This is a genomic window from Acinetobacter pittii (assembly GCF_034067285.1).
GTDB lineage: Bacteria > Pseudomonadota > Gammaproteobacteria > Pseudomonadales > Moraxellaceae > Acinetobacter > Acinetobacter pittii_E.
The window spans coordinates 2,557,444-2,573,157 of the sequence record NZ_CP139286.1; the positions used below are offsets into that span (position 1 = coordinate 2,557,444).

Genomic DNA, 15,714 nt, shown 5'->3' on the forward strand with positions numbered 1-15,714 from the left:
TGATGCAAAAAAATAAAGCGCAGTGATGTGCTTCCCATGGAGTGAAAGAAATGCAAATGAATGCCACTCAATCACAAGACCGCGAACGGTTCGTAAAATTAGGGCAACATGATATTCATTATCACTATAAAGATGACACGCTCTATATCAGCCCAAAAGAGCAATTAAAACCGTATCCACAAAAACTGACAGATCGGTTAATTCATTTTGCGCAAACCAAACCAGACCATATTTTTGCAGCAAAACGCAATGCTCAAGGTGAATGGGTCAAACTAAGTTATGCAGAAGTTTTACAACGTGCATGGCACATTGCTCAGGCTTTACATGAACGTAATTTAAGCCAAGAAAGACCGCTGGTCATTTTAAGTGGTAATGATCTTGAACATTTAACACTCTCTATGGGTGCGATGCTGGCGGGTGTGCCATTCTCCGCTATTTCCCCCGCCTATTCTCTTATTTCTCAAGACTTTGGCAAACTCAAACATGTGTTTGAAGTGCTTACACCGGGTATGGTCTATGCCAGCGATGGACAAGCTTTTGCTAAAGCCATTCAGGCATGTATTACGCCTGATATTGAAGTGGTGACCAATAAAGGGATCGTGGGTGATCAGATCTGCACGTCTTTTCAATCGCTGTTAGATACGCCTGTTTCAAATGTCCAAGAGTTTTATCAAACCCTTGATGAAAACCAGATTGCTAAATTCTTATTTACATCAGGTTCAACCAAATTGCCTAAAGCTGTGCCAACAACGCACTTAATGTTGTGTGTTAATCAGCAAATGCTACTACAGACTTTCCCTGAGTTTGAAGAAACGCCACCTGTCCTACTGGACTGGCTGTCTTGGCATCACACATTTGGCGGCAGTCACAATGTCGGCATTGCGCTCTATAACGGCGGTACGATTTACATTGATGACGGCAAACCCGTTGCAGGAAAATTTGACGAGACCATTCGTAATCTCAAAGAAATTTCTCCAACTGTTTATTTAAATGTGCCCAAAGGTTGGGAAGAACTCACCGAAGCTTTAGAAAAAGATGAGGAATTAAGAGACCGCTTTTTTGCCAAAGTTAAAATTTTATTCTTTGCAGGTGCAGCGCTTTCAGAAGCGGGCTGGAACAGACTCGATAAAATTGCTCAGCAACATTGTGGAGAAAAAATCCGCATTATGAGCGGCTTAGGCATGACTGAAACTGCCCCGTCTTGTGCTTTTACCACTGGTCCACGCGTGATGGCTGGCTTTATTGGTTACCCTGCTCCGGGATGCGAAATTAAACTAGTTCCATGTGGTGACAAACTTGAGTTTTGCGTTCGTGGCAAACATGTCATGAAAGGCTATTGGCGCTTAAAAGCAGACCAGCAAAGCACTGTGTTTGACGATGAAGGCTTTTTCCATACGGGCGATGCGGTGCGTTTAGTCGATATCAATGATCCGACCAAAGGTCTGATGTATGACGGACGAATTGCCGAAGACTTTAAACTTAACACGGGTACTTTTGTTAATGTCGGCACCCTACGCAACAAAGTACTGATTCAAGGTAATTTACTGGTTCAAGATGTTTGTATTACCGGTTCAAACCTGAATGCTGTTGGTTTTCTTATTTTTCCAAAATTAGAAGCGTGTGCTCAACATGCAGGTCTTAAGCTTGGTGAAAACTCTCCAACAGAGATATTACAACACCCTAAAGTTCAGCAGTGGTTCCGCCAATTTTTAACGAATTTTAATAAAGATGCGACTGGTAGTTCAAATACAGTCTCAATGCTTTATTTAATGACCGAACCACCTCAACTCGATGCAGGCGAAGTGACCGATAAAGGCAACCTCAATCAAAGCAATATTACCAAGCGTCGAGCCGCTTTAATTGATGAACTTTATCAAAAACAGGCCGAAAACCCACTGATTATTCGGGTACCCACCTTAAAGCAATAAACAATTGAAATAAAAAAGGAAGCTCAAACTTCGGTTTGAGCCTCAGCCTCACTTTTGCCTAAAAAAGGTTCAACATGCCACACGATACAGAATTTGAACTATTTCGGGACAGCTATCGCAGGTTCTTAAAAGAACAGGTTGCTCCATATTATGAACAATGGGAACACAATGGCCTGATTCCACGTGCTCTATGGCTTCGTCTTGGGGAAAATGGTTTTTTGTGTGTTGATGTGCCCGAGGAATATGGCGGCTATGGCGCTCCTGTTCATTACTCGCTCATGCTGGTTCAAGAAACTGCTCAAGCGGGCTTTGCGTCTTTGGCTGTTGCCATTGGTGGGCAAAATGAGTTGGTCTCTCCTTACCTACAAAATATTGGAACTGAAGAGCAAAAACGTTATTGGTTACCCAAAATGGTGACAGGTGAAGTCGTCACTGCAATTGCCATGACAGAGGCGAATGCTGGTTCAGACTTACAAGCCATACGTACTCAAGCCATTTTAGAAAATGATCATTACCGTATTAATGGTTCAAAAACCTTTATCTCAAATGGTTTGCATGCTGACCTGATCGTTCTGGTAGCAAAAACCGATCCGCAAGCCAAAGCAAAAGGCATTTCGATTTTACTAGTCGATGCTGCATTAGACGGCGTTAAAAAAGGTCGCTCTTTACAAAAAATCGGGTTACATGCCCAAGATACAGCCGAACTATTTTTTGATGATGTTTGTGTGCCTGCAACTCAGCGTTTGGGTGAAGAAGGACAAGGCTTTGCCTATTTAATGCAAGAATTACCTCGCGAACGTTTAAGTATTTCCATGATGGCTTTGGGGTCCATTTTGGGGGCTATTGAAATCACTAAAGACTATGTACTAGAGCGCAAAGCTTTTGGGCAACCCTTAAGTCAAATGCAAAACACTCGTTTTGTGCTCGCAAACGCACACATCAAGGCCAAAGCTGCCCAAGCTTTTGTAGACCAATGTGCAACGCTATATCAACAACACCAGTTAAGCGTCACTCAAGTTGCAGCATTGAAATGCTTTATCACCGATGTCCAATGTGAAGTGGTTGACCAATTACTTCAGCTTTTTGGGGGATACGGTTACATGCAGGAATACCCGATTTCACGCTTTTTTGTGGATGCACGAGTACAAAAAATTTATGGGGGAACCAATGAAATTATGAAAGAAATCGTAGCCCGAGAACTGCTCGGAAAATAATTCGATTTAAAACCAAATAAGGCAGACATAACAACCATGCCTTATTTAAAACAAAAAAATGTTATTTCAGGAAGAAATGCTATGTCGAAATTATGGATGTACTCTACCCTTATGCTCTCTGGTTCAGTGTGGGCTGGCAATTTTATTGATAACAGCTCAGTAGAACTCACCACGCGAAATTTCTATTTTGACCGCGACTACCAAGAGCAATCCGCTTACCCTGCTGCCAAGGACTGGACACAAGGGTTTATTCTTAAAGCCAATTCAGGCTATACCGAAGGGACTGTCGGTTTTGGGCTGGATGTGCTTGCAACGGCAGGCTTTAAACTCGATGCCGATGCCGAGCACGGAGGTACAGGAAACTTACCTAGAGACACCCGCACCAACGAACCTGCTGACTCTTACGGAGAAATTGGCGTTACAGCAAAAGCGAAAATGAGCCAGACTGAGCTACGCATTGGTACGCTCATGCCGATGAACCCAGTTTTAGTAGCTTCACCTGCTCGTTTGCTTCCTCAAACATATCGAGGAATTTCACTGACCAGTAAAGATATTAAAGATTTTGATTTACAGGCAGCCTATCTCGATAAAGTGAATCATCGTGATTCGACCAACTATGAAAAAATTAAAATTTCAGGGGTAAATGGACGATTTAAAGGTGCCGAAACTGATGGACTCTATTATTTAGGTGGAAACTATCAGTTTAATCCCGCACTGAAGCTCACCGCTTTTTACATGGATGTTGATGATCTTTATAACCAAACCATGGTCGGTGCTTTACACCAACATAAAATTAATGACACCACCAATCTTAGCTCTCAATTACGTTACTACCGCAGCCGTGATGACGGACAAGCAAAAGCAGGCTTAGTCGATAATGACCTGTATCATGCGCATTTCGAACTCAAACATCAAAACCATAAATTTATTTTTGGAACCTTCCAACATCATGGCGACACGGCCTTTCCATATTTAACTGGAGGTGAAACGGGTCTACTCATCGACACATGGCCGGGCGAGTTTTTAAACCCAAAAGAAAAAGCCTATAGCTTCCGTTATGAATATGACTTTAAAGATTATGTACCGGGTTTACGTTTCATGACTCGTTACACCACAGGTCACAACATTTATGCCCCCAACTTAGGTGGAACCAATTTAAAAGAACGCGAAACAGACTTTGATTTAGGCTATACCGTTCAAAGTGGCTGGTTAAAAAATTTAGGGCTACGCGCGCGCTATGCAATCTATGACAACAACATGCTCTCTACAGCGAACATCAAACCTGTAAACGAAACCCGTATCAATATTGACTACACATGGAAATTTAAATAATCCAAAAAACCAGAGGTTCTATCACAAATGAACCTCTTTTTATTTCGGGAAATTCATCATGAAGAAAGTTGTAACACTACTCTGCGGAATTAGTCTGATTGGCCTGACTCATGCCGAAACACAATATAGCCCACCACCTATTCAGCTTGAGCCTTTAGCAAAATTTAGTGTTGATCTGAATGCGCCTGTTTGGGAATTAGGTAACACCAGTGACGCAGGTAAGCGCCGAATTATTCCCATTACAGGTGGAACATTTGAAGGGAAATCACTTAAAGGCCGCATTTTAAATAATGGCTCAGATTGGCAAATTGTCGACAGTAAAGGACTGGCTATTATTGATACGCGATATTTGTTAGAAACCGATGACGGTGCACTTATTTATCTTCAAACCAAAGGTTACCGTCATGGTTCGGCAGAAACGCTAAAACAGCTTGCCCAAGGCAAAGATGTCGACCCGAAAAACTACTATTTCAAAATTACCATGCAGTTTGAAACCAGCTCACCTAAATATTCATGGCTTAACCAAACCGTTGCAGTAGGTAGTGCAATGCGCTTGGGTAAAGCGGTTATTTATGATGCCTATACCCTGAAATAATAATTTTTATAACACTTACAAAAAGGATGGACCCTTCACTATGGACCCAAAAATTTTAGAACATTTACCACCCATCCATCACCATTTGGGTGGACACAATATTTATTGGAATAAAGAAAATACTGAACTCACCATCCACTACACAGCGCTAGAAAGCTTTACCAATCCACGCGGCACCGTTGAAGGCGGCATGATCTGCGCCATGCTTGACGACGTAATGGGGCTTTTTGCATATCTCGCCAATGACCGTAAACCAGCCACCACCATCAACTTAACAATGGATTTTTTAAGACCCTGTGCTGTGGGTGAAGTCATTACAAAATGTCGATTCATTAAACAAGGCAAAACCGTACTGAATCTCGAAAGTAAAGCTTGGCAAAACAACAAAATGATTGCACGAAGCACAGCTAATTTTTTGGTTTTAGATTAATTGCAAACATTCATTCAATAAGGATATGAATAAATGAATTACACCAACAAAAAACGTTTTTGGACCCAATCAACCTTATTACTTGCCATTGCAGCAGTATTGGTGGGCTGTGGTAATGACAATGACAGTACAACATCATCACCAACACTCCCTAAGCTTACTCCTGCTGTTGGCGTAAAAATGACAGGAAGCTGTTCAGACTTACTTGGATTTCAATATAACAATACAGTCATTAGCTCAGCTACTCTTCAAGAAGCAGGTACTTTGACTATCGCCAACAAACCGATTAGCGCTCATTGTTTAGTCAAAGGTTATATGGAACAACGTGTAAGCCCTGTCGATGGACAAACTTATCAAATTGGTTTTGAAATGCGCTTACCAATAGACTGGAACGGCCGTTTCCTCTATCAAGGCAATGGCGGAACCGATGGTAATTTAGTCCCTGCAACGGGTCAGGTCGGCAGCGGTGGTCCCCTCACCAATGCCCTGCATGATGGTTTTGCTGTCATTTCTTCCGATGCTGGACATAATGCTTCACAAAATCCAATGTTCGGTTTAGACCCTCAAGCCAGAATTAACTACGGGTACGGTGCGATTACCAAACTCACACCTATGGCAAAAAACCTAATTAAAACAGCATATGGTAAATTGCCAGACCGCTCCTATGCAGGCGGTACATCGAACGGCGGCCGTCATGCCATGATTGCAGCAACTCGTTTGGGCGACCAATATGATGGAATTTTAGCAAGTACACCGGGTTTTCATTTACCTCGTGCAGCCGCGGCTCAACTCTACACAGCGCAGCAGCTTCGTCGTGTCGCAACAGATGAAAATGACTTAAGTACTGCTCTTACCCTCTCGGAACGTAAAGTTTTAGCAAAAGCGATTTTAGATCGATGCGATGCTTTAGATGGTGTCGCAGATGGCTTGGTTCAAGACGTCGAGGCTTGCCGTACAGCTTTTGATATTCACAAAGATGTACCCATTTGCTCAAGCACAAGAAATGGCACTTGTTTAAGTACCGAACAAATTGATGTATTAGCCAACATTTACCGCGGCCCTGTAAACTCTGCTGGACAAGCGCTCTATGCAACCCAACCTTTCGACCCCGGTTTAGTCGGCAGTAACTGGGCAAGCTGGAAATTTGAATCTTCGGTAGGCACAGCACGTGACCCCGTTGCAGTCGGTATTCTTTTTCAGGTTCCGCCCGACCCAAATGTGACTCAAAACTCTAGACAATTTGCCTTTAATTTTAACTTTGATACCGACTATCCAAAACTCTCGGCAACTAATAATATTTACACTGAAAGCTCCATGTCATTCATGATGCCCCCTGATGAATTAAATCTGGATAAACTCCGTAATCACGGTGGTAAAATGATTGTGGTACAAGGCACAGCAGACGGTGTTTTCTCTGTGGATGACACCCAAAATTGGTATGATCAGCTGCTACAACACTATAAAAATAATGCAAAAGGTACAGCACCTGAATTTGCACGTTTCTTTAGAGTTCCGGGCATGAACCATACCCGTGATGGGATTGCGACTGACCAATTTGATGCATTGACTGCTTTAGTTAACTGGGTTGAATATGGCCAAGCACCTGACAAAATCATTGCAACCGCTCGCGGTGCAGGTAATCCAAGTGGTCAAGTGAATACTGAACTTCCGCAAGACTGGGCACCAGACCGCACCCGCCCACTTTGCCCTTACCCGTTGATTGCCCGTTACAATGGTCAAGGTGATAGCGAAAAAGCTGAAAACTTTAGCTGTAAATAACACCCTATAAAATTAAAAGAGAGCTTAAATAAGCTCTCTTTTTTATCTTAGCTCAAGTTTTACTGCTTAAACTTTTTAATACTTTTAGATAGATGAGCTCGCATCATTTGCCTGGCCAACAAACCATCCTGATCGACAATTGCGTTATAAATATTGACATGATCATGGTGAACCGCTTTTAAATATTCTTCACGGTTTTCGGGACTTTGCTCAATCGATTTTAAGCGTGCACGCGGAATAATTTTTTCACCCAGATACTTTAAAAAATCAACGAAATATTGATTTTCAGAAGCTTCAGCAATGGCAATATGGAAATCATAATCAGCTTTTACTGTGCCATCATTTGCATCTGATGAAATATGACGTTCAAAATCTTCAAGTGCAGCTTTCATTTTATCGATGTGGATTTGCTTACGGCGCTCAGAGGCTAAAAAGACAGCTTCAGACTCAAGGCTAATCCGAAGCTCAAGTAAAGAAACAATATCGTTAATGGTTTCTAAACTGGCATTAGACAGCAAAAAATTCTGTTCAACCGTCTGCTCTTTTACAAAAGTACCAATCCCGTGACGAGTCTCGACAAACCCTAAAGAACGCAACTCAGTGATTGCTTCACGAATAACAGAACGGCTTACTTCAAAAGTTTCAATTAATTCAAGTTCGGTCGGAATTTTCTCTCCGACTTGGAAGTCTCCAGACTGAATTTTTTCGATCAGTTGTTCTACAATAATCTGGCTTAGTTTTTTTGTTGATCTAGGTTTAATTGCGCTAGACATAATCTGAAGAACTCATGAAATGTTGAAAAAATTAGAAAATTCATTTTACTATAAACTTAGACGATAGTCATATTCGGTTTTTATACCTCTAAGTTATTAAAATCAAAATATTTTATCTCCCTTATCAAACCCTCGCACATATTTAAAAAGTAAGCAACTTATGCTTCTGTTGATATTTAATAATGCGTTGAATAAGTTAAAAAATATGCAGCCCAATAGCGTTGATTGAGCTGCACAACTTTTAAATTTGAGCCTGACTTAACTGTCCATTAACCAGACGAGTAATCTGTAGTGGATTACTATCTTTTAATGCATCGGGTAATAAAACTTGTGGTGTATTTTGGAAACATACCGGACGCAAGAAACGCTCAATTGCTCCCGTACCTACCGAAGTTCCGCGTGCATCACTCGTTGCAGGGAAAGGACCACCATGTACCATCGCATCAGACACTTCAACTCCTGTCGGGAAGCCATTAAACAATACACGGCCAGCTTTACCAGTTAGCAAATGAAGAAGCTCGCCTGCTTCGGATAGCTCATTTTCATCACCGATAATGGTTGCCGTAAGCTGTCCACCTAAAGCCTCAATCCCTTTTAATAAAGTCGCTTCATCCTCTACGCCAATCACAATCGACATTGGCCCGAAAACTTCATGTTGTAGTTTTGGGTTGCCTGACAATAAAACAGATTGGTCCGCTTTAAATAGATGTGCTTTTGCTTGAGAAACTAGCTCAGCCTCTTGACCTGTCGCAATAACTTCAAAACCAGCTTCACTGTTTAGAGCATCAATACCTTGACGGTAGCTTTTTAAAGTTCCTTCATTCAGCATGACCTGAGGCACAGCTTTTTGCGTGCTTTCAGCTAAAGCTGCTACGAAACTGTCAAATTCAGGTCCTTGTACGCCTAAAATTAACCCGGGTTTTGTACAGAACTGACCACATCCCATATTAAATGAGGCAACCGTATCCTGAGCGATTTGTTCACCACGAGAACTCAACGCTTGAGATAAAACCACGACAGGGTTCACACTCGACATTTCAGCAAAGAATGGAATTGGCTGAGGACGACTCTGCGCAAGGTTATAAAGCGCCATTCCACCTTCAAGAGAACCTGTAAATCCAGCTGCTTGAATGAGTGGATGTTCCACCAAGTTTGCGCCAATACGGCCGCCAAAAATCATATTGAATGTGCCTTTAGGCATATCACAAACTTCAATTGCTTGTTCAATGGCTTCTGCAACAAGCTCGGCAGTTGCCATATGGCCAGAGTGTGCTTTAAAAACAACCGGACAGCCTGCTGCTAAAGCAGCTACGGTATCACCGCCTGCAGTTGAAAATGCAAGTGGGAAATTACTTGCGCCAAACACAGCAACCGGTCCTACTCCAACTTTATATTGACGCAAATCAACACGTGGCAAAGGCTTACGTTCTGGCAATGCCACATCAATACGAGCACCGTAAAAATCGCCACGACGTAAAAGTTCAGCAAACAGTCGAAGCTGACCAGTAACACGGCCTGTCTCTCCTTGAAGACGAGCAAGTGGCAAGCCTGTTTCAAGTGAAGCGACTTCTTGCAGGTTCGCACCTAATGCTTCAATTTGGCGAGCAATTTCTTCAAGAAAAGAGGCCCGTTGCTCTTGAGAAGTTTGGCTATAAACTAAAAAAGCCTTATGAGCGGCTTGAGCAGCTTGATCCACTTCTTCAAGTGTTGCCTGACTAAATACATAGCCTGTTGGCTGATAGTCTTTTGCTGCTACACTTTCTAACGCTGGCGCATTTGCAGCAACGCGTTGACCATTAATAAACTGCCGGCCGTTATTTTTACTCATTTGAAAGCTCCAATACCTAAACAGTTAAAATTATTGCGGACCAAGTGTCGCAATGAGGGCAGCCAAATCTTCATAGTCTGCTTGAGTTAAATCACTTAATGGTGGACGTACTGGACCAGCATCGTGCCCAACAATTTTGGCACCTGCTTTAATCATGCTTACCGCATAACCTGATTTACGGTCGCGAATTTTAATTAGTGGCAAGAAGAAATCTTTAATCAAACGATTGGTTGTTTCAAAGTCATCACTGCGAAGCGCGTTATAAAACTCCATTGCAGTCTTTGGAATAAAGTTAAATACAGCTGATGAATAAACTGGGCAACCTAAGGCTTTATATGGCGCTGCAAAAACTTCTGCTGTTGGTAAACCACCTAAATACGACAAACGGTCACCCATAGTCTGAGTCACTGCCGTCATCATATCGATTTGACCAGAGCTGTCTTTAAAGCCGATTAAGTTCGGGCACATCTCGGCTAACTTTTGGATTGAATCGAGATTTAATCTTGAAACGCTACGGTTATAAAAAATTACGCCAAAATCTACTGAGTTACATACTTGCTTAACGTGTTCGATCAAACCTTCTTGGCTTGCTTCAGTTAAGTAATGCGGCATTAACAAAATACCGTGTGCACCTAAGCGCTCTGCTTCTTTTGCCTGTTCAATCGCCTGACGTGTCGGACCACCTGCCCCAGCAATAATCGGTACACTACCTTTACAAGTATCGACCGCAGTTTTAATCACATCAGAGTATTCACTTCCAGTTAACGAGAAAAACTCGCCTGTACCACCCGCAGCAAATAATGCGCTTGCACCATAAGGCGCTAACCATTCAAGGCGTTTTGCATAAGAAGATTTATTAAAGTCCCCATTTTGGTCAAAGTCAGTAACCGGAAAAGAAAGAAGGCCATCAGAAACAATGTTTTTTAACTCAAGAGCATCCATTAGAAAATATCCATACATGTTTATGTTGTCAGACATCTTACATCATAAATTTTATTTTAATCAATATATTTTTCCTCTGAAAAATTAAATTTTTTAAAAAGATCAAAGCTCATTACCCAAAATGATTTAACCTATTGTTTTATAAAATATAGTTAAAATTCTTAATTTTAGGACTAATCGTTAGACATAAAAAAAGCTGCCCATATGGACAGCAAAGCATTAAGAAAACTCAAAAAGCGAATTTTTCAAAAATATCGGTAAAATATTAACGAACCAAACACGGCTTTTTATTATTAAACGACCAATTTGGTATTAAAAATTGCATCGCATCGGCATCATTACGAGCCCCTAAACCTTTTAATTTATACAGTTCATGGGCTTGATTAATTCGATCCCAGTCCAGCTCAACCCCAAGTCCCGGTGCTGTTGGTACCTGAATTTTACCGTCTTTAATTTCAAGCGGCGCTTTCGTTAGCTGATCTGTACCTTCTTGCCAAATCCAATGTGTATCAATTGCCGTAACCTTACCTACCGCGGCGGCGGCAACATGGGTAAACATCGCAAGTGAAATATCAAAGTGATTATTAGAGTGTGAACCCCACGTTAAATTGTACATATTGCAGAGTTGTGAAACTCGAACCGAGCCTTCCAATGTCCAAAAATGTGGATCAGCCAAAGGAATATCAACAGCTTGCAATTGGATACTATGCGACATTTCTCGCCAGTCCGTAGCAATCATATTGGTCGCAGTGGGTAAGCCTGTTGCACGTTTAAACTCGGCCATAATTTCACGGCTTGAATAACCTTGTTCTGCACCGCATGGGTCTTCTGCATAGGCCAACACGCCTTTAAGGTGTTTACCTAAAGCGATTGCTTCATCTAAGAACCATGCACCGTTTGGATCAAGCGTCACACGCGCTTCTGGAAAACGGCGCGCGATTGCTGTAACAGCTTCAGCTTCTTGTTCGCCCTGTAACACGCCACCTTTTAGCTTAAAGTCTTTGAACCCATAGCGGTCATAAGATGCTTCTGCTAAATGCTGTACAGCCTCAGGTGTTAACGCTTTTTCATGACGAACTTTATACCAATCATGGTGATGTTGAGGTGTTGTCGCATAGTCTAATGAAGTCTGTTTTCGGTCACCGATAAAGAACAAATATCCTAAAACTTCAACTTCACTACGTTGCTGACCTTCACCAAGCAAACTTGCGACATTCACATTCAAATGCTTACCAAGCAAATCAAGTAATGCTGACTCATAGGCTGTTACAACATGAATTGTGGTACGTAAATCAAAGGTTTGATTACCTCGGCCACCGCTGTCACGATCAGCAAAAGTTTGTTGAATTTTCTTGAGTAGATTTTTATATTCACCAATCGGCTGCCCTTCAACCAAGGCTTTAGCATCATTTAATGTTGCTAAAATTTTTTCACCACCCGGAATTTCACCTACACCAATATTTCCAGAATTATCTTCGATAATGAGTATGTTACGAGTGAAATAAGGTCCATGGGCACCACTCAAATTGAGCAGCATGCTGTCATGACCAGCAACAGGAATTGCTCGAATTGATTTAACGATAGGTGTAGAGGTCGCCATTAAAATACTCCTTGGCATTCTGATACTATTTTTTCATTACCAAAACTTATAAGACATCAGACAACTTGTCAATATAAAGCCATATAAAAATTATTTTTCGACCCTACTTGCCAAAATAATATTTTTAATCATATGATGTCATACATCTAAAGACGCGGTTTTAGAACTAGGACTATAGAGTAGATACAAAATTCCGTTTTCTCATCTATTCTATCGATGAATTTGACATGACGTCACCTATTTCACGGATATGCAAATAGGTCGATTATTAAAAGAGTTTGTATATGGATAATCTGCAAACAAATATTGCTGTAGTGACTCAGCAAAGAGCCAAACATACAAAAACTCGCTACTACATTCTTGCGATGATTTTTTTGGTCACGGCTTTTAATTACGGTGATCGTGCAACCCTTTCAATGGCTGCAACGCCAATGTCTCATGAGCTGGGAATCGACTCAGTCACCATGGGTTATATTTTCTCGGCCTTTGCATGGGCCTATGTGATTGGTCAAATTCCAGGTGGTTGGCTACTCGATAAGTTTGGTGCTCGCCGTGTATATTTCTGGAGTCTGTTTTTATGGTCGTTATTCACTGTTTTAATCGGTTTTACCGACATTTTAGGTGATACTGCGACCATTATTACTTCACTCTTTGTACTCAGATTTTTAGTTGGTTTGTCTGAGTCGCCTGCTTTTCCGGGTAACAGTAAAATTGCTGCTGCATGGTTTCCAACCAAAGAACGTGGAACTGCCGCTGCTATTTTTAACTCGTCCTCTTATTTCTCAACCGTACTTTTTGCTCCCCTAATGGGCTGGCTTGTTGCAACCGTCCACTGGCAGTCTATTTTCTGGGTCATGGGTGGTCTTGGAATCATTCTTTCCTTTATCTGGCTCAAGGTCATTTATAGCCCGACCAATCATCCAACAGTAAATCCTGAAGAAGTGAAATACATTGCTTCAGAAGGTGCTTTACTCGATATGGGCGAAAACAGCCAAAATGCTAAAAAAGAGAAAATTACTTGGAGTAAAGTTAAACAACTGCTTGCTTCACGTATGATGCTCGGTATTTTTATTGGGCAATATTGTGTAAATACACTGACCTATTTTTTCTTGACTTGGTTCCCTGTTTACCTTGTGAAAGAAAGACATCTCAGCATTTTAGAAGCAGGTTTTGCAGCAGTTGCACCGGCACTCTGTGGCTTTGTAGGCGGAATTTTAGGTGGCTTGATTTCAGATAAGTTAATTCGCATGAATTACAGCTTAAGCTTTTCAAGAAAGCTCCCAATCGTGGTCGGCTTCTTGGTTTCAACCTCAATCATTATGTGTAATTACGTCGATTCTCAAACAGCAATCGTATTCTTTATGTCTTTATCTTTCTTTGGGAAAGGCATCGGCTCTTTAGGTTGGGCAGTCATGTCTGATGTTGCACCAAAAGAAATGGTGGGTTTATCAGGCGGAATGATGAATGCGTTTGGTAATACGGCAGGAATCGTGACCCCAATTGTGATCGGCTATATCTTGGCAAGTACTGGTTCTTTCAATCTTGCATTGACTTATGTCGGTGTGCATGCGATTGCAGCAGTGATTTGCTATACCGCTATTGTGGGCAAAATCCAGCGCTTCGAGTTAAAACCTACCTCTTAAAACTTTAAGTCATAACGCTTAACTAACTTAAGCGTTATGCCCTTTCTTCAAATGTATACAAGGAACGATCATGCTGAAGCCTCTCCTCATAAAAATTAGTCCTCTCGATAATGTAGCCATTGTAGTGAATGACGGCGGTTTACCACCTTCTACACCTATTGAGGAATACCAACTCATCTTGGTTGATCATGTGCCACAGGGACATAAAGTTTTATTAGAGTCATTAAAGCAAGGTGAAGCCATTGTTCGTTATGGGGAAATTATTGGCTATGCCAATAAAGATTTACCCGCAGGTTCATGGGTAAATGAAGCCGTTACCCAAATGCCTGAGGCACCTGAGCTAGACGATCTTGAGTTAGCAACTCGTCCTGATCCAAAGCTTCCAGCCTTGAGCGGATATACATTTAAGGGTTATAAAAATAAAGATGGCAGCGTCGGCACAAAGAATATTTTAGGTATTACGACCAGTGTTAACTGTGTCGAAGGTATTGTCGATTATGTCGTTAAAATTATTGAACGTGATTTACTTCCTAAATATCCAAATGTAGATGGTGTAGTCGGATTAAACCATTTATATGGTTGTGGTGTGGCAATCGATGCACCCGCTGCAATTGTTCCTATTCGTACAATTCATAATCTTGCACTCAACCCTAATTTTGGTGGAGAGATTATGGTGGTGAGTCTGGGCTGCGAAAAAATGCAACCCGAACGTCTTTTAAATATTCCTAAAGAAAACAAATATATTCCCCTAGCAAACGAAGATATTATTCAGTTGCAAGATGAACGTCATAACGGTTTTGAAAGTATGGTGAACCATATTTTATCCGTGGCAGAACAACACCTAGAAAAGCTTAATCAACGTACTCGAGAAGAAGTTCCAGCTTCTCATTTGGTTGTAGGCATGCAATGTGGTGGGAGTGATGCATTTTCGGGAGTTACCTCTAACCCTGCCGTTGGTTTCGCAGCTGACTTGATTGTGCAATGTGGCGGTACAGTCATGTTCTCTGAAGTTACGGAAGTCCGCGATGGTATTCACCTACTTACTCCACGTGCAGCAAATGAACAAGTTGCCAAAGATCTAATTCGGGAAATGAAATGGTACGATGACTATTTAGCAGCAGGCCAAGTAGACCGAAGTGCCAATACCACACCGGGTAATAAAAAAGGTGGGCTGAATAACATTGTAGAAAAAGCGATGGGATCAATTGCCAAATCGGGCCGTTCACCGATTGTAGAAGTTCTCGCACCGGGTCAAAGACCGACAAAAAAAGGATTAATTTTTGCGGCAACACCATCAAGTGACTTTATCTGTGGTACACAGCAAATGGCATCTGGTATTACCGTTCAAGTATTTACCACAGGTCGCGGTACACCCTACGGATTGGCAGCTGTGCCGGTTATTAAAATGGCAAGCCGAAACAATATTGCAAATCGTTGGTATGACCTGATTGATATCAGTGCTGGTGATATTGCCATTGGGAAGAAAACTATTGAAGAAGTGGGCTGGGAACTTTTTGAACTAATTTTACAAGTGGCTAGTGGCGAAAAACAAACGTGGTCGGATCGTTGGGGTATTCATAACTCACTCGCCGTATTTAACCCAGCACCCGTGACCTAATAAAGTTTAAAAGATGAGGCATATCACCTCAT

12 protein-coding genes are annotated in these 15,714 nt (G+C 41.7%); 8 read left to right on the forward strand and 4 right to left on the reverse strand.

The features are described 5' to 3' along the window. Positions 1-41 precede the first annotated feature (41 nt). The 6 genes from hcaC to SOI81_RS12155 all read left to right on the forward strand — a co-directional run bounded on the left by hcaC (position 42) and on the right by SOI81_RS12155 (position 7,278). Complete coding sequence (gene hcaC, locus SOI81_RS12130; RefSeq protein WP_239975705.1) at positions 42-1,928, forward strand: feruloyl-CoA synthase; 1,887 nt, start codon at positions 42-44, stop codon at positions 1,926-1,928. A 74-nt stretch (positions 1,929-2,002) separates the two neighbouring features. Next, positions 2,003-3,142 (forward strand): acyl-CoA dehydrogenase family protein, encoded by a 1,140-nt coding sequence (gene hcaD, locus SOI81_RS12135; RefSeq protein ID WP_320540826.1) that lies wholly within the window; start codon positions 2,003-2,005, stop codon positions 3,140-3,142. 81 nt (positions 3,143-3,223) lie between these two features. Next, positions 3,224-4,474 carry an OprD family porin gene (locus tag SOI81_RS12140; protein WP_239975703.1) on the forward strand — a complete coding sequence of 417 codons (1,251 nt, stop codon included), beginning with the start codon at positions 3,224-3,226 and terminating at the stop codon, positions 4,472-4,474. 58 nt (positions 4,475-4,532) lie between these two features. Continuing rightward, on the forward strand, positions 4,533-5,069 hold the full coding sequence (locus SOI81_RS12145) for a DUF3237 domain-containing protein (protein WP_239975702.1): 537 nt from the start codon (positions 4,533-4,535) through the stop codon (positions 5,067-5,069). Positions 5,070-5,109: 40 nt separating this feature from the next. Beyond that, entirely contained in the window at positions 5,110-5,499 is a 390-nt protein-coding gene (locus tag SOI81_RS12150) for a PaaI family thioesterase (protein WP_239975701.1), read from the forward strand. Positions 5,500-5,532: 33 nt separating this feature from the next. Then, the gene (locus SOI81_RS12155; RefSeq protein ID WP_320540827.1) at positions 5,533-7,278 is read left to right on the forward strand and encodes a tannase/feruloyl esterase family alpha/beta hydrolase; all 1,746 of its coding nucleotides are present in this window, start codon (positions 5,533-5,535) and stop codon (positions 7,276-7,278) included. A 59-nt stretch (positions 7,279-7,337) separates the two neighbouring features. On the opposite strand, the gene uxuR is transcribed toward SOI81_RS12155, so the two are convergent. From uxuR to gudD, 4 genes are all read right to left on the reverse strand, one after another. After that, positions 7,338-8,051: a FadR/GntR family transcriptional regulator gene (gene uxuR / locus SOI81_RS12160; protein WP_005042034.1), complete on the reverse strand. Its 714-nt coding sequence runs from the start codon at positions 8,049-8,051 to the stop codon at positions 7,338-7,340. Positions 8,052-8,292: 241 nt separating this feature from the next. Continuing rightward, complete coding sequence (locus SOI81_RS12165) at positions 8,293-9,879, reverse strand: aldehyde dehydrogenase (NADP(+)) (RefSeq protein WP_320540828.1); 1,587 nt, start codon at positions 9,877-9,879, stop codon at positions 8,293-8,295. Positions 9,880-9,909: 30 nt separating this feature from the next. Next, a complete protein-coding gene (gene kdgD / locus SOI81_RS12170) occupies positions 9,910-10,821 on the reverse strand; it encodes a 5-dehydro-4-deoxyglucarate dehydratase (protein WP_009387806.1) in 912 nt (303 codons plus the stop codon). A 265-nt stretch (positions 10,822-11,086) separates the two neighbouring features. Continuing rightward, the gene (gudD, locus tag SOI81_RS12175) at positions 11,087-12,421 is read right to left on the reverse strand and encodes a glucarate dehydratase (protein WP_320540829.1); all 1,335 of its coding nucleotides are present in this window, start codon (positions 12,419-12,421) and stop codon (positions 11,087-11,089) included. Positions 12,422-12,705: 284 nt separating this feature from the next. On the opposite strand from gudD, the gene SOI81_RS12180 reads away from it, so the two are divergent. Together SOI81_RS12180 and garD are read left to right on the forward strand one after the other, a co-directional pair. Beyond that, on the forward strand, positions 12,706-14,064 hold the full coding sequence (locus SOI81_RS12180; protein WP_320540830.1) for an MFS transporter: 1,359 nt from the start codon (positions 12,706-12,708) through the stop codon (positions 14,062-14,064). Between the two features lie 70 nt (positions 14,065-14,134). Then, positions 14,135-15,682 carry a galactarate dehydratase gene (gene garD / locus SOI81_RS12185; RefSeq protein WP_224992427.1) on the forward strand — a complete coding sequence of 516 codons (1,548 nt, stop codon included), beginning with the start codon at positions 14,135-14,137 and terminating at the stop codon, positions 15,680-15,682. Positions 15,683-15,714: the final 32 nt, after the last annotated feature.